The organism is Flavobacterium gilvum, from assembly GCF_001761465.1.
GTDB classification, from domain to species: Bacteria; Bacteroidota; Bacteroidia; order Flavobacteriales; family Flavobacteriaceae; genus Flavobacterium; species Flavobacterium gilvum.
The window spans coordinates 4,065,299-4,088,921 of sequence record NZ_CP017479.1 but is presented as its reverse complement, the minus strand read 5'-3'; the positions used below and the strand labels follow the sequence as shown (position 1 = coordinate 4,088,921).

The 23,623-nt window shown below is 34.9% G+C and carries 18 protein-coding genes and 3 tRNA genes; 7 read left to right on the top strand and 14 right to left on the bottom strand.

The features are described 5' to 3' along the window. Positions 1–31: 31 nt before the first annotated feature. On the bottom strand, positions 32–1,051 hold the full coding sequence (locus EM308_RS16550; protein WP_035633935.1) for a hypothetical protein: 1,020 nt from the start codon (positions 1,049–1,051) through the stop codon (positions 32–34). Positions 1,052–1,153: 102 nt separating this feature from the next. Between EM308_RS16550 and proS the strand changes: the two genes are divergently transcribed. The 5 genes from proS to rpsT all read left to right on the top strand — a co-directional run bounded on the left by proS (position 1,154) and on the right by rpsT (position 3,299). Further along, a complete protein-coding gene (proS, locus tag EM308_RS16545; protein WP_035633933.1) occupies positions 1,154–2,632 on the top strand; it encodes a proline--tRNA ligase in 1,479 nt (492 codons plus the stop codon). 78 nt (positions 2,633–2,710) lie between these two features. Next, positions 2,711–2,782, top strand: a tRNA-Glu gene (locus tag EM308_RS16540). A gap of 41 nt (positions 2,783–2,823) precedes the next feature. Beyond that, positions 2,824–2,895, top strand: a tRNA-Glu gene (locus tag EM308_RS16535). A 44-nt stretch (positions 2,896–2,939) separates the two neighbouring features. After that, positions 2,940–3,011, top strand: a tRNA-Glu gene (locus EM308_RS16530). A gap of 36 nt (positions 3,012–3,047) precedes the next feature. Next, positions 3,048–3,299 (top strand): 30S ribosomal protein S20, encoded by a 252-nt coding sequence (gene rpsT, locus EM308_RS16525; RefSeq protein WP_035633930.1) that lies wholly within the window; start codon positions 3,048–3,050, stop codon positions 3,297–3,299. A gap of 163 nt (positions 3,300–3,462) precedes the next feature. Here rpsT and EM308_RS16520 read toward each other — a convergent pair whose 3' ends face one another. Continuing rightward, a complete protein-coding gene (locus EM308_RS16520) occupies positions 3,463–3,861 on the bottom strand; it encodes a response regulator (protein WP_035633928.1) in 399 nt (132 codons plus the stop codon). Between the two features lie 5 nt (positions 3,862–3,866). Further along, on the bottom strand, positions 3,867–5,576 hold the full coding sequence (locus EM308_RS16515) for a PAS domain-containing sensor histidine kinase (RefSeq protein ID WP_035633926.1): 1,710 nt from the start codon (positions 5,574–5,576) through the stop codon (positions 3,867–3,869). Between the two features lie 174 nt (positions 5,577–5,750). On the opposite strand from EM308_RS16515, the gene typA reads away from it, so the two are divergent. Beyond that, the gene (gene typA / locus EM308_RS16510) at positions 5,751–7,547 is read left to right on the top strand and encodes a translational GTPase TypA (protein ID WP_035633924.1); all 1,797 of its coding nucleotides are present in this window, start codon (positions 5,751–5,753) and stop codon (positions 7,545–7,547) included. Between the two features lie 64 nt (positions 7,548–7,611). Here typA and EM308_RS16505 read toward each other — a convergent pair whose 3' ends face one another. The 5 genes from EM308_RS16505 to EM308_RS16485 form a co-directional block, all read right to left on the bottom strand. Beyond that, entirely contained in the window at positions 7,612–8,031 is a 420-nt protein-coding gene (locus EM308_RS16505) for a DUF2141 domain-containing protein (RefSeq protein WP_081907221.1), read from the bottom strand. A 430-nt stretch (positions 8,032–8,461) separates the two neighbouring features. After that, complete coding sequence (locus EM308_RS16500) at positions 8,462–12,931, bottom strand: T9SS type B sorting domain-containing protein (RefSeq protein ID WP_035633921.1); 4,470 nt, start codon at positions 12,929–12,931, stop codon at positions 8,462–8,464. A gap of 258 nt (positions 12,932–13,189) precedes the next feature. Next, the gene (locus tag EM308_RS16495) at positions 13,190–15,535 is read right to left on the bottom strand and encodes a T9SS type B sorting domain-containing protein (protein WP_035633919.1); all 2,346 of its coding nucleotides are present in this window, start codon (positions 15,533–15,535) and stop codon (positions 13,190–13,192) included. Positions 15,536–15,548: 13 nt separating this feature from the next. Further along, positions 15,549–16,385 (bottom strand): ABC transporter permease, encoded by an 837-nt coding sequence (locus EM308_RS16490; protein WP_035633917.1) that lies wholly within the window; start codon positions 16,383–16,385, stop codon positions 15,549–15,551. Between the two features lie 64 nt (positions 16,386–16,449). Continuing rightward, positions 16,450–17,346, bottom strand: a complete 897-nt coding sequence (locus EM308_RS16485; RefSeq protein WP_035633914.1) for an ABC transporter ATP-binding protein — start codon at positions 17,344–17,346, stop codon at positions 16,450–16,452. Between the two features lie 173 nt (positions 17,347–17,519). Between EM308_RS16485 and EM308_RS16480 the strand changes: the two genes are divergently transcribed. Then, positions 17,520–18,584: a hypothetical protein gene (locus EM308_RS16480; protein ID WP_035633912.1), complete on the top strand. Its 1,065-nt coding sequence runs from the start codon at positions 17,520–17,522 to the stop codon at positions 18,582–18,584. A gap of 121 nt (positions 18,585–18,705) precedes the next feature. On the opposite strand, the gene EM308_RS16475 is transcribed toward EM308_RS16480, so the two are convergent. From EM308_RS16475 to EM308_RS16450, 6 genes are all read right to left on the bottom strand, one after another. Continuing rightward, the gene (locus EM308_RS16475) at positions 18,706–18,927 is read right to left on the bottom strand and encodes a hypothetical protein (protein ID WP_035633910.1); all 222 of its coding nucleotides are present in this window, start codon (positions 18,925–18,927) and stop codon (positions 18,706–18,708) included. Positions 18,928–19,164: 237 nt separating this feature from the next. Next, entirely contained in the window at positions 19,165–20,223 is a 1,059-nt protein-coding gene (locus EM308_RS16470; protein WP_035633907.1) for a nucleoid-associated protein, read from the bottom strand. Positions 20,224–20,269: 46 nt separating this feature from the next. After that, on the bottom strand, positions 20,270–20,629 hold the full coding sequence (locus tag EM308_RS16465; RefSeq protein WP_035633904.1) for a four helix bundle protein: 360 nt from the start codon (positions 20,627–20,629) through the stop codon (positions 20,270–20,272). Between the two features lie 131 nt (positions 20,630–20,760). Beyond that, complete coding sequence (locus EM308_RS16460) at positions 20,761–21,303, bottom strand: IS1096 element passenger TnpR family protein (RefSeq protein WP_035633902.1); 543 nt, start codon at positions 21,301–21,303, stop codon at positions 20,761–20,763. 217 nt (positions 21,304–21,520) lie between these two features. Further along, entirely contained in the window at positions 21,521–22,129 is a 609-nt protein-coding gene (locus EM308_RS16455) for an HPP family protein (protein ID WP_035633898.1), read from the bottom strand. Positions 22,130–22,139: 10 nt separating this feature from the next. Further along, positions 22,140–23,411: a chloride channel protein gene (locus tag EM308_RS16450; RefSeq protein WP_035633895.1), complete on the bottom strand. Its 1,272-nt coding sequence runs from the start codon at positions 23,409–23,411 to the stop codon at positions 22,140–22,142. Positions 23,412–23,623 lie beyond the last annotated feature (212 nt).

Sequence of the window (23,623 nt, the reverse complement as noted above, 5' to 3'; positions counted from 1 at the left end):
AGGGTTGGTTAGTTATACAGTCAGGAATATTTTATCTTCTTCCACCGCCTCCAGACATTCTTCCACCACCTCCAGACATTCCGCCTCCACCGCTGTATCCGCCTCCACCGCTGGACATTCTAGCCGATCCACCGCTGGACATATTGCTACTACTGCCTCGGTAAGTGCTATTACTGCTAGGTGTATAGCTTGATGATCTTTGGTAGCTGCCAGAAGAGCTGTTTCTAGCTTCTGTGTATGATCCTCTAGATGTTTGATTACTATAATTTCTATAGGATGCACTACTGTTTCTATTGGTAAAAGTAGGAGATGTTCGGCTTGTAAGGCTGTTTACGCTGTTTCTGTTATAGGTTGAGGCTCTATTCGTAATGGCTCCATTGTAGATGCTGTTTCTACCAGAAAAATCGGTTCTAGAATAAGGAGTAACTCTATTAGTGTAATTATTATAATTTCCGCCATAATCAGAACCTCTTCTGCTATAATTATAAGCATAAGGAGTCGCTATAGGATAACCATATCCAGGGTGTCCCCATCCAGGATATCCGCAACCTGGATAACCCCAACCAGGGTATCCCCAACCAGGGTATCCCCATCCTGGATAATAACCCCATCCGTAGTATGGGTATCCATATCCATAATAAGGGTATCCCCATCCATAATATCCACCATACCAAAATGGGTCAGAATAAACAACTACCGTAGTGCTGTCTGGATTACTACCCCAAGATGCATAACCTGTTGCTGTTGACGGTGCCTGTATGGAATCGTTTCCGACGTTATAGTTGCTTCCGTAGCTGTTTACATCGGTGAAAATTTCATCAGAATTTCCGCTGGTGTTTTGTAACGAATTGAAGTATTGTTTATATTGAACTGAAGATGAATTCTGTTGGTTGTCCTTTATAACAACTTTTTCTCCGTTTGTATTATAGACGCCGTCATTGTCATAATAAGAGCTGTTTTGGTAAGAACCACAAGAGGTTACCGCTAAGCCCAAAAAACCTAATAAGAAATATAAAGGTCTTTTTCGAGTAATTAATGTTTTAGTTTTCATTTCGGCAGATTATTTTATTGTTGGACAATACAAATTTAGTTAGTTTTGCGTAATTATTTAGTTAATTTATATATAAACAAATATTATGCCAAATTATTCAAAATGAGCAAGAACCTAACAACACGAGCAGAAGATTATTCAAAATGGTACAATGAGTTGGTTGTTAAGGCCGATTTAGCTGAAAATTCAGGGGTTAGAGGGTGTATGGTTATAAAACCTTACGGGTATGCCATCTGGGAAAAAATGCAAGCAGAACTTGATAGAATGTTTAAAGAAACAGGACATCAAAATGCCTATTTTCCTTTGTTTGTTCCAAAGAGCATGTTTGAAGCCGAAGAGAAAAATGCAGAAGGATTTGCAAAAGAATGTGCTATTGTAACTCACTATAGATTAAAAAATGATGAAGATAGGCCAGGGAAACTGATGGTGGATCCTAATGCGAAATTAGAAGAAGAATTAATTGTTCGTCCTACAAGTGAAGCTATTATTTGGTCTACCTATAGAGGATGGGTGCAGTCCTATAGGGATTTACCTTTGCTGATTAACCAATGGGCTAATGTGGTGCGTTGGGAAATGAGAACTAGATTGTTTTTGAGAACAGCAGAATTCTTATGGCAGGAAGGTCATACGGCTCATGCGACAAAAGCAGAAGCGATTGAGGAGTCTGAAAAGATGATGAATGTATATGCTGATTTTGTAGAAAATTTCATGGCTATTCCAGTTATAAAAGGATTAAAAACCGAAACAGAACGTTTTGCTGGAGCAGAGGAAACGTATTGTATAGAAGCCTTAATGCAGGACGGAAAAGCATTGCAAGCTGGGACTTCGCACTTTTTGGGACAAAATTTTGCTAAGGCATTTGATGTTAAATTTGCTAATGCAGAAGGGAAGCAGGAATATGTTTGGGGAACTTCTTGGGGGGTTTCGACCCGATTGATGGGCGCTTTGGTAATGACACATTCTGATGATCAGGGATTGGTGTTGCCACCGAATTTGGCTCCGATTCAAGTTGTTATTGTACCTATATATAAGAGTGATGAACAATTGGATACTATTTCAAATGAAGTGGATGTTTTGGTTAAATCCTTGAGAAAATTAAACATTTCAGTGAAATTCGATAACAGAACGACTCAAAAACCAGGATTCAAATTTGCTGAATGGGAATTAAAAGGAGTGCCTGTTCGAATTGCAGTCGGGCCAAAAGACCTAGAAAACGGAACTTATGAAGTGGCAAGAAGAGATACTCTGGTCAAAGAAGTAGTTTCTAAAGATGGAATTGAGACCTATATCAGTAATTTATTGGAGCAAATCCAAAAAGATTTGTTTGAAAAAGCATTAAATTATAGAAATACACATATCACTGAAGTAAATAGTTTTGATGAATTTAAAGCTGTTTTGGAGACTGAAGGAGGCTTTGTTTCAGCACATTGGGATGGTACTGCTGCGACTGAAGAGAAGATCAAAGAATTGACCAAAGCAACAATAAGATGTATTCCTTTGGATAGAGTAGAACAGGCGGGAAGCTGTGTGTTTACTGGGGATCCGTCAGTGGGAAGAGTGCTTTTTGCTAAGGCGTATTAAAAAAAAATAATTTTTTTTGCGTTAGCTATTGTGCAAATAGAAAATAGTTGTATTTTTGCATCCGCAATAGAGAAGCAGGGTCCGTTCGTCTATCGGTTAGGACGCCAGGTTTTCATCCTGGTAAGGGGGGTTCGATTCCCCCACGGACTACAAAAATGTTTAGATTGAAATTCTGAGAATAAAAAAACAACGGTCCGTTCGTCTATCGGTTAGGACGCCAGGTTTTCATCCTGGTAAGGGGGGTTCGATTCCCCCACGGACTACAATTTTTTTTAATCTAGAATGTTCCAGAACTTAGAGGGATATTGGTCCGTTCGTCTAGGGGTTAGGACGCCAGAATTTCATTCTGGTAACAGGGGTTCGATTCCCTTACGGACTACAAAAAATGAAATAATTAAGATAAAAAGATAACAAAATGGCAAATCATAAGTCAGCTCTAAAAAGAATTAGAAGTAACGAAAAGAGAAGAGTATTAAACAGATACCAACATAAAACTACTCGTAATGCTATTAAAGCGTTAAGAATTGCAACTGATAAAGCTGATGCTACTGCTAAATTGTCAAGTGTAATCTCAATGATCGATAAACTAGCAAAGAAAAACATCATTCATGATAACAAAGCTTCAAACTTGAAGTCTAAGTTAACTAAGCATGTTGCTAAATTGTAAGTAATATAATTTATATAAAAAAAAGCTCCTTTATTTAAGGAGCTTTTTTTTTTGTCTACTTTTTTGAAATGGACTTGCGATTTTTTGAGTTAGAGGCTTTGCGGTGAATCTTCTCTGTGATTTTGTGGATAAGGTGTTTAATTTTTGTCGTGAGATATCGATATTAAATTTTGGTTTTCAAATTGTCCAGCATCTCAACGGTAATAGGCTTAGGTAGGAATTCAATAACATTAAGGTATGATTTTGATTTCTTGATGTCATCAGGATCTATGGTTGAGGTTAAAATGACGATTTTTGTATTGTTTAGGTTAAAGTAATTGGAACTGTTGAATAAATCGATAAATTCCCATCCGCCCATAACGGGCATATTTAAGTCTAAAAAGATTAATTTAGGTTTGTTTTCTTTTTCAGGATTGTTGTTTGCTTCATTGATTAGATTGATTGCGTCTTGACCGTTGGAGGCGTTTATTATTTCTTTTGCAAAAGAGGCTTTCTGTACTACTTTTTTGAATAGCATCAATGTAATAGGGTCGTCATCAATGCACATGATAAGTTCTAACATTTTTGTTATGATTTAAAAGTTAGTATGAATTCGGTTCCTTTGTCAACTTTACTTTTTATGCTGATGTTGCCTCCCATTGTTTCTATTTGTGATTTAACCAGGAATAAGCCTAAGCCTTTGCTGTCTGGATAATCATGAAACCTTTGATAAAGACCAAAAATTTTATTTTTATTTCTTTCTAAATCGATACCAATACCATTGTCTCTGAAAATAATTTTTAAGGTGTCGTTTTCTTCCTCTGTTATGGTGATGTCAATTATTAGGTTTCTGTCGTGTGATCTGTATTTTAATGAATTGGTGAGTAAATTGATAAAGATGCTTTCAAAATACGCTTTATTGGTGTGTATTTTGGTGATGTTTCCGTAAGAAATATTCAATTGCGGTTTTATTTCTTCGAGCTGAATATGAAGTTGGCTAAGGATATTTTTGAAAACATCCTGGATAAGTAATTCTTCATTTTGTATAGAGGCGCTGTCTTTTATGGTGATTACTTTGGCGAGGTCGTTAATTGTTTCGTTTAGGAGATGAGTTGATATTTTAAATCCGTTCAGTATTTCTTTTAATTCTTCGTCCTCAATAGTAAGGAATTCAGTTAGGTTTAACAATCCAGTCAGGTTTGATAAAGGTGCTCTTAAATTGTGAGAGGTTATATAAGAGAATTGTTTTAAGTCTTTGTTGTTTTGGGTTAATTCCCGAATAAGTATTTCTTTTTCTTTTTCTAATGTTTTTTCTTCTGTAACATCTCTTTGTATGGATATCCAGTGCGAAAGATCGTGTTCGACATTATAGACGGGTAAAAAGGAAAGTCGAACCCAGTATTCGGACTGGTCTTTTTTGTAAAGAATGATTTCTAGAAAGCATTCTTTTTTATTTTTTATTGAGTCTGTTAATTTTTCAATTTCCAGTAAATCTGAATTTTTTCCCATAAAGGAATTAAGGGATTTACCAATAACTTCTGAATGATCGTATCCCGACATTGTATTAAAAGCTGGATTGGCAAAAACTATTTTCGGAATTTGATTGTCATCTGAGACTGCTTCGGTAATGATGATTGCGTCTTTGGCTTCTGTAAAAACAGTTTCAAGTAATTTTAAACGGTTTTCTTCTTCTTTTTGCTTGGTAATATCCTGTATGGTACCAATCATTCTAATGGCTTTATCGTTTTCGTCTTTTATAATAAAACCTCTGTCTAGTACATATTTATAAGAGCCGTCTGAACATTTAAAGCGATATTGATCTTGCCATTTTTCTGTTTTTTGTTCCAAAAAAGAATAGAGTTTAACAGACATCTTTATGCTGTCCTCCGGGTGAATGTTGTCAAACCACCATTTGGAATTATGTCCAACCTGATTTTGACTGTAACCAAATATTTCTTTGATTCCCTTGTTCCAGGTAATCTGGTCTTCCGGGATTTTCCAATCCCAAATCGTGTCACTTGTTGCTTTGGCGACAATATCATATTTGTCGTTGGATTCTTTTAACTTGTCATTCGTGTGTCTGAGATTTTTGTTAATCTCGGAGCTTCTTTTGTCATTTTTGTATAAAATGTATCGAAAAAAGAGACCAGTGGCAGTTATAAAAAAAAGGTCTTTTATGAAATTAAAAGCATAATAATTAGAGAAAGAATAGAGTTTTGCCAATTTAAAGCTAATAATAGCTAAAAATAATGTGGAAAGGGTATATAGTAGGGCTATTTGGTTGGCTTTGTTTTTCATTGAACCAAATATAATTAATAAATGTTAAAATTTGAAATTTCTATATAAATTAATTAGACTCAAATAAAATTTAATAGGGAATAAGTGCTTATATGTTAGTGTAATATCAAAGAATTGCGTAAATGTTTTTTGTGTTAAAATAAAGTGTACATTTGCACCCATTAAAAATCACAGATGGAAGCTATTAGAAACATTGCAATTATTGCCCACGTCGATCACGGTAAAACAACTTTGGTTGATAAAATTATGTATCACTGTCAATTATTTCGTGAAAACGAAAATACAGGTGATTTGATCCTTGATAACAATGACTTAGAACGTGAAAGAGGTATTACTATTACTTCTAAGAATGTTTCTGTAGTATATAAAGGTACCAAAATTAATATTATCGATACTCCTGGCCACGCCGATTTTGGTGGAGAGGTTGAGCGTGTATTGAATATGGCTGATGGTGTTTGTTTATTGGTAGATGCTTTTGAAGGACCAATGCCACAAACTCGTTTTGTATTGCAAAAAGCAATTGATTTAGGATTAAAACCATGTGTTGTTATCAATAAAGTTGATAAAGAAAACTGTACTCCCGAAGAAGTTCATGAAAAAGTTTTCGACTTAATGTTTGAATTGGGCGCTCAAGAATGGCAGTTGGATTTCCCAACAGTTTATGGTTCTGCTAAGAATAACTGGATGTCTGACCACTGGGAAAATCAAACAGAAAATATTGAGCCACTATTGGATATGGTAATTTCAAATGTGCCTGCTCCAAAAGTATCTGAAGGAACTCCACAAATGTTGATTACTTCTTTGGATTTCTCTTCTTTTACAGGACGTATCGCAATCGGTCGTTTGGAAAGAGGTGTTTTAAAAGAGGGAATGCCGATCTCTTTGGTAAAAAGAGATGGTAAAGTTATAAAATCAAGAATTAAAGAATTACATACTTTTGAAGGTCTTGGACGTAAAAAAGTAGAGGAGGTTGTAGCTGGGGATATTTGTGCTATTGTTGGTATCGAAGGTTTTGAAATTGGAGATACTATTGCCGATTTTGAAAATCCTGAAGCATTGCAAACAATCGCTATCGATGAGCCTACAATGAGTATGTTGTTCACGATTAACGATTCTCCTTTCTTTGGAAAAGAAGGTAAGTTTGTAACTTCTCGCCACATTAGAGAAAGATTGACAAAAGAGTTGGAAAAAAACCTAGCTATGAAATTGGGAGAAACTGATTCTGCTGATAAATTCATGGTTTTTGGTCGTGGTGTATTACACTTGTCTGTTCTTATCGAAACAATGAGAAGAGAAGGGTATGAGTTGCAAATTGGTCAACCACAAGTTATTATCAAAGAAATTGATGGTGTGAAATGTGAGCCGATTGAAGAATTGACAATTGATTTACCAGAAACGCTTTCAGGTAGAGCGGTAGAGTTTGTTTCTATCCGTAAAGGTGAAATGTTGAGTATGGAAGGGAAAGGAGACCGTATGATTGTAAAATTCAACATACCATCTCGTGGAATCATCGGTTTGCGTAACCAATTATTGACTGCAACTGCAGGTGAAGCTATCATGTCGCACCGATTTATTGGATACGAACCATACAAAGGTGAAATTCCTGGGCGTAACAATGGTTCTTTGATTTCTATGGAAAATGGAAAAGCGATTCCTTATTCTATCGATAAATTGCAGGATCGTGGTAAATTCTTTGTTGATCCAAACGAGGATATTTATGAAGGTCAGGTTATTGGTGAAAACACTCGTAGCGACGATATGACTGTTAATGTTACAAAAACGAAAAAACTTTCAAACGTACGTTCTTCTGGAGCAGATGATAAAGCAAGAATTATTCCTGCTATCAAATTCTCTTTGGAGGAAGCTTTAGAATATATTCAAAAAGACGAATATGTAGAGGTAACTCCAAAATCACTTCGTTTGAGAAAAATATATTTATCTGAAACAGATAGAAAAAGATTTAAATTCTAATAAACACTTTTTATAAAACAAGAAACCCATTCATTGATTTGAATGGGTTTTTTGTTTTTTGGGATTAATGAGCCTTTGTCATTATAATATTGATTTTAGAATCGGCAGTAACGGTGAATTTGGCATCATCATATTTTGGAGGTCCCATGAATCCTTTTGCATTGTTGGAACAGGCAACAGGTTCTTTGGGCATTCCGATGATGTATTTGTCTAGTTTTCCGTTTTTGTTTATGTCATGATATACAAGAACGGTATATTCTCCTTTTGGGATTCCTGTAAAAGTAACCGAAGCGGTGTTGGATTTAATTGGAGAAGAGGCAATCTTATAAGGTGTTTTGAGGAATTTTTCTTTGGTATTGTACAATTCGGCGGTAAGTGATCCGGTATTGTTTTTTAAATCTGAAACTGAAACAGTAAGATCTGCATTTTGGGCAAATCCAAAACTAGAAATGAATACTAGGATTGGGATGAAGTGTTTTAACATAGTTGTTTGTTTAAAAAGCATTTAATATATAAAATAAATTTTTTGAGGCAAAATCCATGCCAGCTGTAGGTTTTTGCGTAATCAAAAGTGTAGGGTTGAAAAGAAAATGCTCTTTATTGGCAGTGAGCGTGTGAGGGCAATGTCATCAAGTTAAGGATATAAAACCATCGTTTTGTCATTCCGAGGCACGAGGAATCTCACTAGTGACTCACGTTATGTGATTTCTCCTTCGTCGAAATGACATGAAAAACGCTTAACTTAATGACATTGCGCGTGAGGGATAGTAGTGGAAATCCTTTTTTATTATGAAGCGATAGCGGAATAATAAAAAAGATTGAAACGGATAGCCCGACCCCGTTGTGGAAATGGGCTTTCTATGCGTTACTATAAGTAAGCCCATTTTCTCAACGGGGGCACGCCCCAATGAATTTTATCTTTGCAATGAAAAATGACCTTTGGCTTCTCTTCCGTCATCCAGTTTTATGGTGTACCAATAATCATCGGAAGGCATTGGGTTGCCAATGTAGGTTCCGTCCCAACCGTTACTTGAGGCAAAGATTTGTTTGATTGCTTTTCCGTATCGGTCATAAATAAAGATTTTGGCCCCGGAATTGAACATTTCATTTGCTCCTTTGATGTTCCAATAGTCGTTATAACCATCATTATTTGGAGTAAAAAATTTAGGGATTCCCAGTACTGCAATCGTTTTTGAAATGGTTCCGCAACCATTTTTGTCATGGATGTAAAGTTCGAGTATGCCTGGAGGGACGTTTTCGAAGTAATTGGAATCTTGAAATGGTCCGTTTGGAGCATTAATGCTGTAATCGTAATTTCCAGATCCCGAAGTGTTTACTTCAACAGTGTTGGATTGCGATAAGTCGGATATGTTTACCGAATTAAGTGTTGCAATATCTGAGGCTGTTACGGTAATGGTTCTGGATCTGCTACAGCTATTGTCTTCTTTGTTGGATACTTCGACGGTATATTTTCCTTCTTCATTGACATCCAAAGTCTCGTTGTTTTCTCCGGGAATTATGCTTCCATCCTTAGACCAAACATAATTGTAGGTATCGGCTGGAACATTGCCAATAATTCCGGCATTGAGTTTGACAAAAAAAGTAGGCAAATTGGAGCAGATTAATTTATTGGCGCTCAGATCACTGTTGATGTCTATATTTGGTTTTGCATTTACTTTGAGTGTTACGTAATTTCCTAATCCAAAACAGGCATTGTCTAGATTACTATCGACGCGTACCCAAATTTCCTGCTGGTTTGGAGTTGTATTTCTATAATTTGAAGTATTTGTAATTGCGTTTATTTCTGACAGAGCATCGGCTTCATTGGCGTAGTATTTTATAATGTAGTTTGTGCTTGGAGCCGGAAGCATGCCTTGAATATCGGCTGTTACGCTACTGAAATTAAATGCAGTAATGCCGTCTTTGTCATCATGTACGGCATCAATAAAATCATCACAAACTTTAAATATTCTTTTAAAACCTGAATTGATTTGGGTTGTAGAGACTTTTAAATCCAATTGAGCTACGCTAAAACATCCGTTTGAATTTTCAACTCTTGTCCAAATACTTTTATTGCTGCTTGAAAATACTAGAGGATTTGAAATAAGTACAGAAGAATCGTTAGTATTTGCTCCAGCCAAAGTGGTGAAATAGGTGAACTTTTGATTGGAAAAATTAGACGATATAAAACTGTTCTTTTCGGTTATGTTGAAATTAGAAATTCCATCAGTATCATCGTCGCATTGAATGATAGTAATGGGCGAGTTTAAAACCGGTAAGTCTAAAATATTTAGTTTCGCCGTATTGGCAGAAGTTAATCCACAGGCGTTGTTGTTTCTGTTTAAAAGTACACGATATTGGTAACCATTCATTGGGAGAGTTGTTTTTTGGATGGTAACAGCTGTAGTTTTAACTCCTGAATAAATAGTATTGTTTACCAATGAATTCCAAATGTTACCACTATCAGTAGAAACTTGCCATTGAAAACTGTCTGCATTGGATTCAATAGTGAAAGTTACATTTTGTGATTCACAAACGGTTTGGTTTTCGGGTTGTTTGGTTATTATGATAGGAATTGAAAGTATGTAGTTGGAATTGGGTAGCGTATAACCATTTGTACCACTGGTTACTACACCATTGGTGTTTACCGTAACAGGCGAGTTGCCTAATATGCCATCAAAATTTGGGTCAGAAAACCCGGCTTCGATGACATCGTTGCAACCGTCATTGTCACTGTCTGTTTCGGTAAAGTTTTTTATGCCATCTGTATCAGAGTCCAAAACGGTGTATTTTAAAATGCCGCTATCTGTAGTTGTTTCTAATGAATCGGATAATCCATTGGTTCCAAATGTAGGAGTGTCAATAATCCCATTTTTGTTAACGTCTGGTGCATTGCTTCCTGATTCGACTATATCGAATATTCCGTCATTGTCGCTGTCCAAATCAAGATAATTAGGAACTCCATCATTATCAGTATCTAATGGGGGGATTTGTGGTTCAAAAATATCATCCAATCCATTCAAATTGGTGTCTGTATTGGAAAGTGTTTTTGGTTTCACTTGATTTTCGATAAGATCTGGAATTCCGTCATTATCTGAATCTAAATCCAATTGATCTGGAACTCCATCTCCATCAGAATCTTTTGGTACACAAGTCGCTGTGAGTTTGAATGTTGATTTGTTTCCGGCATTTTCTAATAGATTTTTGTGAGTGATTTTGAGTGACTGGGTTTGATATGACAAGAATTGGAAAGTACCAGTTCCTGCCGGCAAAGGAATACTTCCGTTTAGTCGAAAACGAATTTCGAAAGAGGAGAATTGTGTCACGCCACTTTCATAAACACCGTCATAATTGGTGTCTATTAATAATTGGTTGTTTGGATTCAATACCGTAATGGTTTTGTTAATGTCTGAATTGACGATGTATTCGGCATCAGAATTTAATAAATCAGTTGTATTTGAACTTGAAACATATTCTAATGCCAGATTTATCGGTTTAGCAAAAGTCAAATTGTAGCTTGCCGAAAATCCTTTTCCAGCCAAAACTTCGGTAACAAAACTTCCATCTGCTTTACCGACAAAAGGGACGGCTGCAGCCGGAACCGAACTGGTAACTGATCCCGAAAACGTATTAGAATAGGTTCCTGTTGTTAAAGTTCCCGAATTGGAATTTGAAAGATTAACAGGAAGGTTTCCGTATGATTCCGTACAATTTGTTATTCCGTCATTGTCATAATCAATATCGACATTGTCATTTGCTAAGTCATTGTCGATGTTTATCGGGCATTCACTTACCGGAATTTTGTCCGAGAAAATATTGCTTACACAACCCGAAATACTTCCTCTTACTTGATAAAATCCGGGTTGGGTAGGAGTGTAGCTATTCTTAATTTCTCCCGGTATCACTACATCGTCTTTATACCATGCAAAAGTATCATAAGAGGATAAAGAGTTTATTTTTAAGGAAACATTCGGGATACAGGACGAGCTATTTAATGCAATTTTACCGCTTACAATTTCCGGTTTCAAATCAAAACCAGAATAATAACCTCCGTAGGTTGCGGCACCATTAGTTCCAAAATAGGAAACATATACTTGCTTTGTTGATTTTACAGCAATATTCCCTGATAACCCCGATACAGTATAACGAACAAATGCCGATGTTCCCTCAATTGAAACTGGAGGGACTCCAATAGGGCTGTCGTTTAATAAAACGGTAGCTCCAGTTTCGGTAACGACATTCAAATAACCATTAAAAGAATTATTGCCAATCGACTGAATTTGTGGAATGTTATCTACGGTATTAGGCGTCGAACAGTTAATAGGAGGTACAAAAAATAAATTTTGATTAGCCGGATTAGGAGTTCCTGCAATACATTGATAGGCAAAAACATTTTCGGTTGTGGACACATACATATTTCCATTAATGAAATTACTTCCGTCGATAGCAATATATTCTCCTTTATTTAGTATCTTGAATGGTGAAGAAGTATTACCGTTAAGAAAAATTTGGGTGTTATCTGAATGGGCAACCAAAATAACGCGTTCTAAATCATTTGTTCCAAGTCCTTTTATAAATACATATTCTTTTCCTGTTTTTTCTAATGAAACAATTTGGTCAAAGCCAACATCTCTTCCACTACTGGAAATAGCACTGTTGCTTCCGCCAAAAGAGCCAGAATTGACTACAACAGGTTTGTCTGAAGTCACTAATCCGCCTATTATCTTGGAACTATTGGAAGGAGTGCCGCCATAATTATTGTTTTGCATGGCAATCACATAACTTTCGTTTTTATTTAGTATAGCTGTTATTGGTCCTGTAACCGTAGTTCCATCAACAAGAATAGTTCCGTTTGGAATATTTGAAATCGTGATTTTTGTACCGTTTTCTGTGGCTAGAACCGAAGCAAAGTTCAATAAAGTCATATCAAAAAGCGGATTAAGCATTGCTCCAAGCCTAAAAGTAGTTCCCAGTGCGCTATTTCCTTTGGAAACCAATCCTCCGGCGTGACTATATGAACCATTGTTGCTATTGTAGCCAGCATTGACTCTGACGCTGACATAAATTAAATCTTCGGCCTCAATCACATATCCTCGGTTGTCTACTTTTCCTGAAGTAGGAGTGAATAGCTGTGTATTGCTTCCAGTTCCAACGTAATAATAGTACGGGCTACTGCTATTTACAGTTCCGTTAATTACAGCTCCCCCATTGGCAATTATTTTGAAATTGACATTGGTGAGACTAGGTGTCGATATATATATGTGTTGGTCTGCAACTAATCCATTTGACGAAATTAATGGTGGAATGTAATGGGTTTTACTAAATTGTGCAAAAGAGTTTATGGCACAAAATAGAATTAACAATAGGGGGAATTTTGTTTTCATAGTTTGGTCAATTGCTATATAATGAATTGGATAGCGAAACCAAAAATAGTTTTTTATTAAACAATTTTAGATTTTGTTGGTAAAAAAAACAATTTAAATGTAAATTTTTTTTAAATGTGATTTTTTTCTTCTTAATGTTCTAAAATGAATTGGGTGAGATTCGTTTTTTGAATCAAATTGATATAATGATTTTTTAACGCATTATAAGCTTTTGCAGAAAAACTGAGAGTAGTTGATTAAAACTTAAAAATAAAAATTTTATCTTTTCAAAGAAAAATGACCTTTTATTGTTTTTCCGTCTTCAAAGGTTAAGGCAAACCAATAATCGTCAGAAGGTAATTCTCGACCTAAGTAAAAGCCGTTCCATCCAGTATTCGGCTCATTAAGTTGTTTTAGCAATTTTCCGTAGCGGTCAAAAATAGTAATTGACGATTTTGGTAGGAGATCAAGGTTTTTAATCTTCCAAGTATCGTTGAATCCATCATTATTTGGAGTGAAAAAACGAGGATAATCAAGTACATAGATTTGATAGGGAGCCGAGATACCACAGCCATTTTTGTCATTTGTGGTTGCCCAATACATTCCAGGGCTGAGTCCATTAAAAACGGGACTGTCCTGATACAAATTCCCGTCCAATGAAAATTCGTAATCTCCCTTGCCGGAATACGAAATGGTGACAGAATTATCATTGCCTGCAAAATCAGATACAGCTGCATTGGTTATAGTTCCGATACTTGAAGGATTTACAATGTATTTTTTTGTTTTTTGGCAACCTGCTGAGTTGGTCACGGTAACAGTATATTCGCCGGGAGCGATCACGGTTGTTGTGTTTGTTGTTGAGCCATTGCTCCATAAATAACTGGTAAATCCGCTTTGAATAGTTAATGTTTCAGTCGAATTTTCACAAATAAAAGAGCTTTCGTCTTGAAAATCGTTTGGGTTAAAAACGTTTACAACCAGTGTTTCTGGAGTTATTTTGTAACAATCGGTGCCATTTACGATTCGGGCATAAATAGTTTGCTGATTTGCAATCGTATTGGTAAAAAGATTTGGTAATTGGTTTTTTTGTGCAATGGCATCCGTTTGATTTAGATAATATTCAACTACTAAGCCAGAAGGCAGTCCATTAATGACTTGTGGAGTGACTTTGGCATTCAAATCAAATTGGGTTAATCCGTCCTGCGTTGCATCATTATCACAACTCTGTATTGGATTTTGTGGTGAAATGGCATTGTTGGAAATTACTAGATTCAATTGGGCATAATCGAAGCAATTAAATGCATTGCTAACTTTGGCGACAAGCGTTTCATTTGGCACCGAATTAACATACGAAGTTGTATTCAGAATAGGATTTGTTTCATTTTGGGCATCAGCCATTGATTTATAATAAACTAGTTTTGTCAATGAAGGATTATTGTTTTTAATGATGTTATCTGCTTTTGTTAAATTAAATACTGAAATTCCGTCACCGTTATCGTCACATTGGTAAAGGGTGGAATTATTTAAAACAATTTGAGGCGCATATTCTATTTTTATCTCATCTTCGGCAGTACAAGCAGCAGGTAACAAAGGGACTTTGACTTTGTAAGTGCCGGGAGTTGTAACAGTAAGGCTTGGTTTGTTTTCACCAGGCATAGGGATTGTTGAACCATCTTTATACCATTCATAAGCGTAAGTTAAAGGAAGTTTTGTGTCAATAGTAAAACTATCGCCATAACACAAAGGATTATTTGTTGCAGCAGTACGATCAGGACCTAAGTCAATATCAGCAGTAAAACTTCCCGCTTCTAGAAAAACGGCTGAGTCATATAATTCGGAATTGTCATCGGCAATTACTAATTTGATATGATATGTTTTACCGATGACTACATCGGCATAAGCGTTTAGTGTTTTGGTTTGACCGTTATAATTAATAGGACTCGAAGAGGTAATGGTATTATAATTTCCAAAAAGGGTTTCGTTTATAGCAGGACAACCATTTTCAACAGGACCAGGAACCGGTGTTGAGGGGTCATCAATTATTGTAGGATGAATATTTTTGGAAGACACTGGAGTTGTTGTTCCTGGGATTACTGCGATATTTTTATAATTATCGGTAGTTCCTTTTTCCTTAATCAAAAAAGCAAATGCATCTGAGTACTTACAAGAAAAATCTTTTTGGTATTCATTTGATGCAAAAATATAATTAAAACTAATAGCACTAGTTAATGGGACAAAATCAAATTCAAGAACCGTGGCGTTAATGCTGTGAATACCTAATGCTAGATCTAAATCAGAATCACCTTTCCATTCAGAATTCCCTCCTCCTGAATTGGCTGTATAAGGGCCTCTTGCAGCTCTACTGGTTGAGGTTGCTAATATAACACCTTCTCTAAGAGGGAAATTACTAGTGTCGGCATTGAAATAGCCATAACTATTTCGGCCTGGGGTAAACCTGTCTCCCGTTGCATTGAAATTTGAAACATTGGCACAAGTACTTTTGACCAAAACATTCTCAACCAGTTGTTGGGCAGTTTTGTTGTCATCTACTGTGATAAACTGCGCTTTTACTGAAGTTGAGAAAATGCAGAGTATTAAAAAAAGAAGATTTTTAGTGCCTTTCATATGTACAAATATACTATAAATCTCTGTTTTTTAGTGTTTTATAGGATAGAAATATAAATAGAAAAGCCCAGCACAAAACAATTAAAATACTTGAAAAATGCACGCTGTAATCTTTGAGGTTTTCTACTCCCATTTGGGTTCCGATTGTTTTTGCAATAGACGTTCTTGTGAAAGGTTCAACTATTAAGTTTGCCATAGATTCCAACGGGAATAGTTGTGTAATGTAGCTCGCTGTTTTGCCTTCCGGAAAGATGCTGAAGTTTAAAATCGTTTTTAGAATTCCTTCGACAATATTCCATATTAAAAGAAAACCCAATGCAAATGCAGAACGTTTTACCAATATCCCTAAAAACAAACAGAAAGAAAAGAAGCCAACTAATTTTACAAAAAAAGCCAAAAGATATTCCAAATCGGAGAAAACAATACCAATTTCGGTATATGATGAAAAACTATAACCTAAAATTAAGGTCAGCACAAAAACAAAAATAGTTGAGCACAATGAGAAAAAAACAATAGTCAGGAATTTGGAGAGAATGAATTCTTTTTTGCTCAATCCGTCAATCAGATTTTGTTTTAGAGTCCCATAGCTGTATTCATTTGCCATCATGGAAACAATTACGATAGCCAGAAAAAGTTTCAAAAAAGCAGCAACATAAGTGTCGAAATGCCAAATATATGGAAAGTTGAAAATCCCCATTTCGGCAACCTGAAAATGAATATTCCCAATTTCAAATTTAATGGAGGCAATCAAAGCAATAAAAGAAAGCAATACAAAATAAGCCAGAGTAAGCGTACGGCTGGCTTTGTTCAGCCATATTTTTTGTAATTCTATAGAGAGTAATCGTTTCATGTTTTTAATTTTAGTTTTCAGAATTTTGATTTACCATTGTCATTGATATTGTAATTTGCCATTATCATTGATTCTTGGTTAATTCTAAAAATTGTTCTTCTAGGCTGTTTTTGCGTTTTACCAAATGGCTTAAACAAATATTGTTGGAAAATAAAAATTGGTTTAAATCCTTTGAGTCCAAATTTGTTTTCAGGTAAACCAAAACTTTTCCTTCAGATATAACCGTTTTTTCAATCGCCGGATGGGTTTTCAACACCTGAATTAAATTGTCGGTATCATCTGCCTGCAATTCAAAGAATCCTTCATTGGCGGTAATTCCGTCTACAGCACCAGAGTAAAGAACTTCTCCTTTTCTTAAAACCAAAACATGGGAGCAAACTTTCTCGACTTCGTCCAATAAATGAGAAGCCAATAAAATTGTGGTTCCTTTTGATGCAATTTTCTTTATAATATCCCGTATTTGATGAATTCCCTGTGGGTCTAGTCCATTTGTTGGTTCGTCCAAAATCAATATTTCCGGATCGTTCAATAGGGCAGAGGCAATAGCTAAGCGCTGTTTCATTCCTAAAGAAAAAGCACTGAATCGACTTTTTTTTCTGTCATTGAGACCTACCAATTCTAGTTTCTCCGAAATTTTGGAGTAATCAATGTTTTTTATTTTGCAAACCAGTTTCAGGTTTTCCTCAGCGGTCATATAAGGGTAAAAATTGGGTCTTTCGATAATTGCTCCCACTTTTTTCAAAGCTTCATGCGTTTGAAGATTCCCGTTAAACCAACTGTATGTTCCCGAAGTTTTGTTTACAACATTTAGAACAATGCCCAAAGTGGTTGATTTTCCGCTTCCATTAGGGCCCAGGATGCCGTAAACATTGCCTTTTTTTATTTCCAATGAAACATTTTTTAAGGCCTGAAGACTGCCATAACGCTTGCTGAGGTTATGTATTGAAAGAATTGTTTCCAAATTGGTGTTTTTTTATATTGGACGGGTTACTCTTGTTTTTGTTACTCGTATTGTGATTTTTTATCAGACCAATTTCAGAGAAACGTTTTTGTTTTATTTTTATTGCTTTTATAAAGTCAAAACCTTGAATAGACAAGGGTTTTAATGTAAATTTGCAACAAAATTTGTTTGCAATGAGTGAGAAGTTAATGTTTTTTAAAAAACCTACTTATCCAATAAATAGTAGTTTGTTAAATTATTTGGCACGATATGACCGAATTTCGAAGGTGCCTATTGTGTATGATGATTTATTGCGTTTCTCGGGGGCTATAAACGTTTTTGATAAGAATGATGTGGATACATTGTGGATAAGGGTTTATTACAATGAATTTGAACGTGCAGAAATAGACCTGACCTTAAAGAAAATTTATTCGCTCCTCCATTCTGACGGTAATCTTAATATTATAAAATATCTAAATGTTGACTGCATAGATTATTGCACTTTTGGTAATTCGAAACCTTTCAGAATTAAAATCAGAAATATTTTAAACGACAACTACACTCATTTTTATGTAAAAAAAGCCGATGCATCAAGGGTTTATGGCTTAGAATTAGAACATTTGTTGTCACCAGACAAAATGAACTATCTTATTTATAATAATACTCTTGTTGAAGAACACATTATGGGAATTGCTGGTGATGTTTTTATAAAAGAAAATCTAAAAAAATGTAGTGAAACTGAAAAGGCTCAAATTTCAAAAGAATTTGTGAAATTCAACGAGCGAAGTATGATACGTCTTTTAGGAGACATGAGGGCTTACAATTACGTTGTGATTCCAATACATGATTTTGATCAAGTGGTTTATAAAATCAGGGCAATTGATTTTGATCAACAATGTTTTGAAGGTAATTTGAAAGTTTATCGTCCTCAGTTTTTTAAGGAAAATTATCCAATGGTAATGATGATTAAGGAAAAACTGCAAGTAAGCTCTATTGAACAATACAAATATGAAGAAAGGGCACTCTTGGCAAAAAGAATTATTTCTGCAGGAAGTAGAACTGAGCGATTAATGGAAGTTATGGCCGATGATGTTATTTCTACAGAAGAAAATTTGGCTAGACTAAAGGCAGAACTTTACAATTATACACTTGACCTTAACTTTAAAAAAGCAAATTCGATGGGCAAAGTGATGGCAGCCGCTTTTGAATACATTACCCGAAACTTTAAGAATACAAAAATATTTGACAGTAATTTCTAAAAGTAAAGAAATCTCAATATTGTTTATCATTATTGAGGTTTCACTTTAGTTTTGAAAGTGCTGATTTTATTTTTTGATTCTTTTGCGAAAGGAATATAAGAATTTGAACTACTTCAAAAAATTAAATGGAAGAAAGTTTCCTTCTGTTGTAATTCAATAAAGTTTCGTTTATTTCTTTCAATTGCGGAGTCAGAAATGTTTTTCTGTCCTGTAAGTCATTGGTCAATTCTACATTGCAAACCGTGCATTTGTATTCTTTGAAATGTCCTGTTACGTTTCTGACAGTTACTATTTTATGTCCAAAAATGGAACAGGCAGTTTTTTTGTCGGTGAATTTCGACATGAAGTTTAAGAATCTCATACTGTGGGGGTTAAATTTTTTTTGACAAACCTATAATAAATACACTTATAATTCAAAAATAATCGATGAAATGCATATCTTTTTTTGATAAGAAATGTAAATCTTACAATAAAGTTATGTTAGATAAATCCTATAGGGTTTGTTTATTGAAAAAAAATCCCCAACTACTTCAGCAGTTGGGAATTGCAATTTTTATTGAAAAAGATTCCTCTTTATAGTTTATGATTTTTGTTCTTTGTTGAAATAAACCAAATAGTAATACATCTGTTTTTCTTCATCCCAGCCTTTTTCAACAAATTTTTCGGCACTTTCCGGATTAATAAAATCCATTTTGATTTGGATATGTGTATCCAGATTGATAACGTTTTTTATTGATTTTCTAGCATCACTCACAGCGGCATTGGCGATAGGGAATGAGGTTACATCTTCAATGCTGTATTTCTCTCCTTTGTCAACTTTATAATTTTTAAACTCTGGAATCAAATCGGGATTATCCAATACTTCATTTAGGAAGTTGGTTTCTTCGAACTGATCGTTTTTTGCGAAATAATTCACAGAACGGTTCATGAACATTACTTCTTCTTTCTTGTCTTCGGCAGGGAAAACTACATCTTTTGCAAATCCCTGACAGAATTTCAAATATTTTTTGGTGATAAAGTTTTCATCTTCAAAAGCATCTACCGAAAGGAAGTGTTCTAACCAATAACGAGCATCATAGCGATTACTGTCAACAGACAAAATTTTGTATCCTTCTTCTTTTTTATAATTAAAAATAAGACAGCCTTTGTCCATTTTGTTAAGACTTACACCGTGTTGCAGAATCATTTCCAACTGAGTTCCTTTTTCTTCAAACTGTAAAAAGTCGGATTGGATTTCACTTTTGAAAACTCCTATGGCATCCACCACATTATTGTCAATATTCAAATTGGTCAGGTAGGTTACATATACTTCACCATTTTTGATATGTGGGTGATTGGACTGCTCAAAAAGATGTTTGGTTATTTTTTTGGAAACATCATGCAACGAATTTGGATTTGCAAAAATTTCGGTAGCATATTTAAACATATCATTGTAGTCCAAATCTACCTCGTGTGCAAACTGAAAGTAGTTTTCTTCCTTTTCTTTAAAAGGTTTAAGGAAAAACTCTTTCATCAAAGGCACAATTTCGTCACTTAATTTAAAAGGTTCTTCCGATAAAAAAAGAGGTTCGTTGCGACTCATGTTTCCCACGCGGTGAATAGAGAGCGTTTCAATGTGTGTGTTGTATAGGTTGATCATTTTTTTTAAGTTTCTGAGATGCTAAGTTTCTGAGTTTCTAAGATTTTTAATTGCTTTCTTTTATTTTTTTTATGAAAGCAATTAGCATTCTCTCTAACTCTCTACTATCCTCATATAGGTTATTAAATTCTTTTTCTTTTAAAAAATCTATGTTTTTCGAAATTTCTAATTGAGTTTGCAGTTCAAATAAAGAACTTACTGAAATATTAAGAAATCTTAAGAGTTCATTTTTACTGTCTCTTCCAAAGCCTTCGGCAATATTACTAGGAATTGAAATGACGCATCGTCTCAATTGTGATGTTAAACCAAAAATTTCTTCTTTTGGAAATAATTTTGTGCTTTCGTAAATTTTTGTTGTCAATGACATGGCTTTCTGCCAAACTAATAGTTTTCTAAAGTTGCTCATTTTGTGTAAAAGGTACTAAGTTTCTGAGTCTCTAAGTTACTAAGATTTTTATAGATGTAATAAAAATCTTTAAAAATAAAGTATTTAATCTTAGAATCTTAGCGGCTTAGTATCTCAGCAACTCAAAAAAACTAATTCCAATTCTCCTCAAACCCGTAGTCTTCAAAGTTGTCGTCGCCTTCGAACATATCCAGGTCGTCTTCGTCTAAATCGTCTTCAAATTCACCGTAAATATCATCGTGCATATCATCAGCTTCAAAGCTTTTTTCCAAAGCTTCTGCAGGCATTTCGCCATGCGAAAATAAAGTTTCAGGATAGGTTGCCCCCACATGCTCCTCTTCTATAGCGGCCAATTCTACAAGGAAAGTCCACATATTAATGAAATCGTAAACATATATAATTTTGGTGTTTTCCTCGTCTAATATGTCTGAAAGCTGATAATCACTCATGATTTTTTGTTCACCCTGAACATCGCCTGTGTCAAAAAGCGAAATTTCGTCTTCCTGATTCCAGGTTTCATCACAAGTATAGAAAGAAGCTACTTCCATTCCGTCAAAACCAAAAGAATTAAAAATAGCATTGTGTAAATCTTCTAAAGTGTCTTCTGCCAGTATCGCAATGTCTCTAAAAATGTCTTCTTCGGCATCAAGAATGACTCTGAATTTATAAACCATAATCTTTATTTTTTTGAAAGAGCAAATGTAAAGTTTAATTTTAGATTTTAAATTTATGAATTGGGTTTTGTTGAAAAGATTTTAATTCAACTTAATATTAGGTCTTGGTTGTTTTATTGCAAATTATTTTACCGCAAAGCTTACAAAGAATTACGCAAAGTTCACAAAGCTTAGTGTTCCTTGTGCTTCCTATGTGAACTTTGTGTTTAAATATTTTTTATTTTGAAGAAATTCTTCTCAAACGCTTTCTGATTTTATGATAATGCTTGTGATAAGTAGAATGAGTAGGATAAGTTCTGCTTGAAGTCATATTGTTAAAAATTAATGCCGTAAATAGCAAAATCAAAACCCCAAGCAAAACTGGCGAGAACACATACATATACCCCAAAGCTTTTATTTTGTCCGAACCAATAATGGCAATTAGTGCAGTTGCTCCTCCGGGCGGATGCAAAGTTTTTGTAATTTGCATCAGAATTATGGCAAATGAAACAGCCAGCGGAGCAGCAATCCAAATGATATCAGGAACGATTTTATGGACGGTAACGCCTATTAATGCCGAAACTAGATGTCCTCCGACCAAATTTCGAGGTTGCGAAAATGGACTTTGGATAATACCGTAAATCAATACACTCGATGCTCCAAAAGACCCAATTAAATAGACAGCATCGTTTCCCTTAAAGTGAATGGATTGAATGTAAGCAAGGATTCCAATGCCAACAAATGAACCTAAAAAAGACCAAAAATGCTCTTTGTAATCAACGAGAGTTTCTTTGTAAAGGATATATCTTGTTTTGCGATAGGTTCGCTTTATTTTTTTAACAGGCATGAGGGAATTTTTATTTTACTAAACTTGGTGCGTAGGTATAAACGGTGAATGGGTAAAGCATTTTTGCGGTGTATTTGGAAATCAAACAGGCCGCCAAAATAGGTAGGAATAGTGTATAATCATTCGTCAATCCACAAACTAAAAATATAGATGTAAAAGGGGCGTGAATACTGGCGCTAAGGACTGCAGCCATGCCAATAATGATGAAATTTAAAGGAATTACGTTGGCCGAAAAATAGGTGTTTAAAACCATGGCAACCAATAACCCCAAAAATGCGCCAGTAAAAAGGCTTGGTGCAAAAACACCTCCGTCACCTCCCGAAACCAAAGTAGCTGAAGTAACAATTGGTTTTAGAATTAGGATTCCGATGAATGTCAAGACTATCGAAAGGGTTAACTGCGTCTCATTTGGATTGACAGTAAGTTCTTTTATGGAATGATAACCTTCGCCATACAATTGTGGGAATAGAAGCAACGAAATGCTTAAAATGCAGGAACCAATTATGATTTTATGGTAATGAACATCTATTTTTGAAAATTGCTTTTTGAAAAACAAAACGCATCGAGTTAAATAAACCGAGAAAAAACCAGCCAAAATCCCCAAAAGAATAAAATAAGGAATCGCTTTCAAGGACCAAGAGGTAATGGTTACAATAAACAATGGCTTTTCATGCAAAATAAAAATAAGCCCGAAAGCGGTAAGTACAGCAATCAAATTTGTGATTAAAAAGGTCTTGGTAATTTTTCTAGAGATAACTTCCAATGCAAAAAGGATTCCTGCAACCGGACTACTGAACAAAGCGGTAATTCCCGCGGCGATTCCGGCACAAATCAATTCGGTTTTGTATTCCTTAAAAACATTTTGCTTTCTTTGAGCCACCGAACCAATAGTTGCGGATGCTACGACAGTAGAAACTTCTATTCCGGTGGAACCACCAAAAATAACCGTAAGCAATCCGTTGATGAAATGGGACGAAATTTTGTAATTGGGTAAATTCTGTGATTTCGAATTCGTGCTTTCAAAGATTTCCTTGATGCCTTTGTTTTCTTTTTTCTTAAAAAGATATTCTCTTAGAAAATAAATGACAGACAGTCCAAAAATCGGGAAGAAGAGATAATACAAAGGATTCATTGTGGCCTGATGAGCAAATATTTCTTCGTAATACTCGGTTAATCTTTTTAAGGCGATTCCTAAGAATGCCGAAAGAAAACCTATTAAGATTGAAACAACTACTAATTTTTGAAGTTTTGTGAATCTTAAATGGTGTATGGCTTGATTCATTTTTCTTTTTTTGCAAACCCAATAAATAGGTTAAATTAATTTTGATGAAAAACGGATGTTTTTATCCGAAAAAGGAACATAGATTTTTTAGGATTACAAAGCTAAAGAAAGAAAATAGAAAATGGTCTATACCACTACTTTAATTGTATTGTTTTGTGATTTTTTTAAGAAATAGCAATGTAAAAAGATACTAGAAAGGTAACTGATGTCGA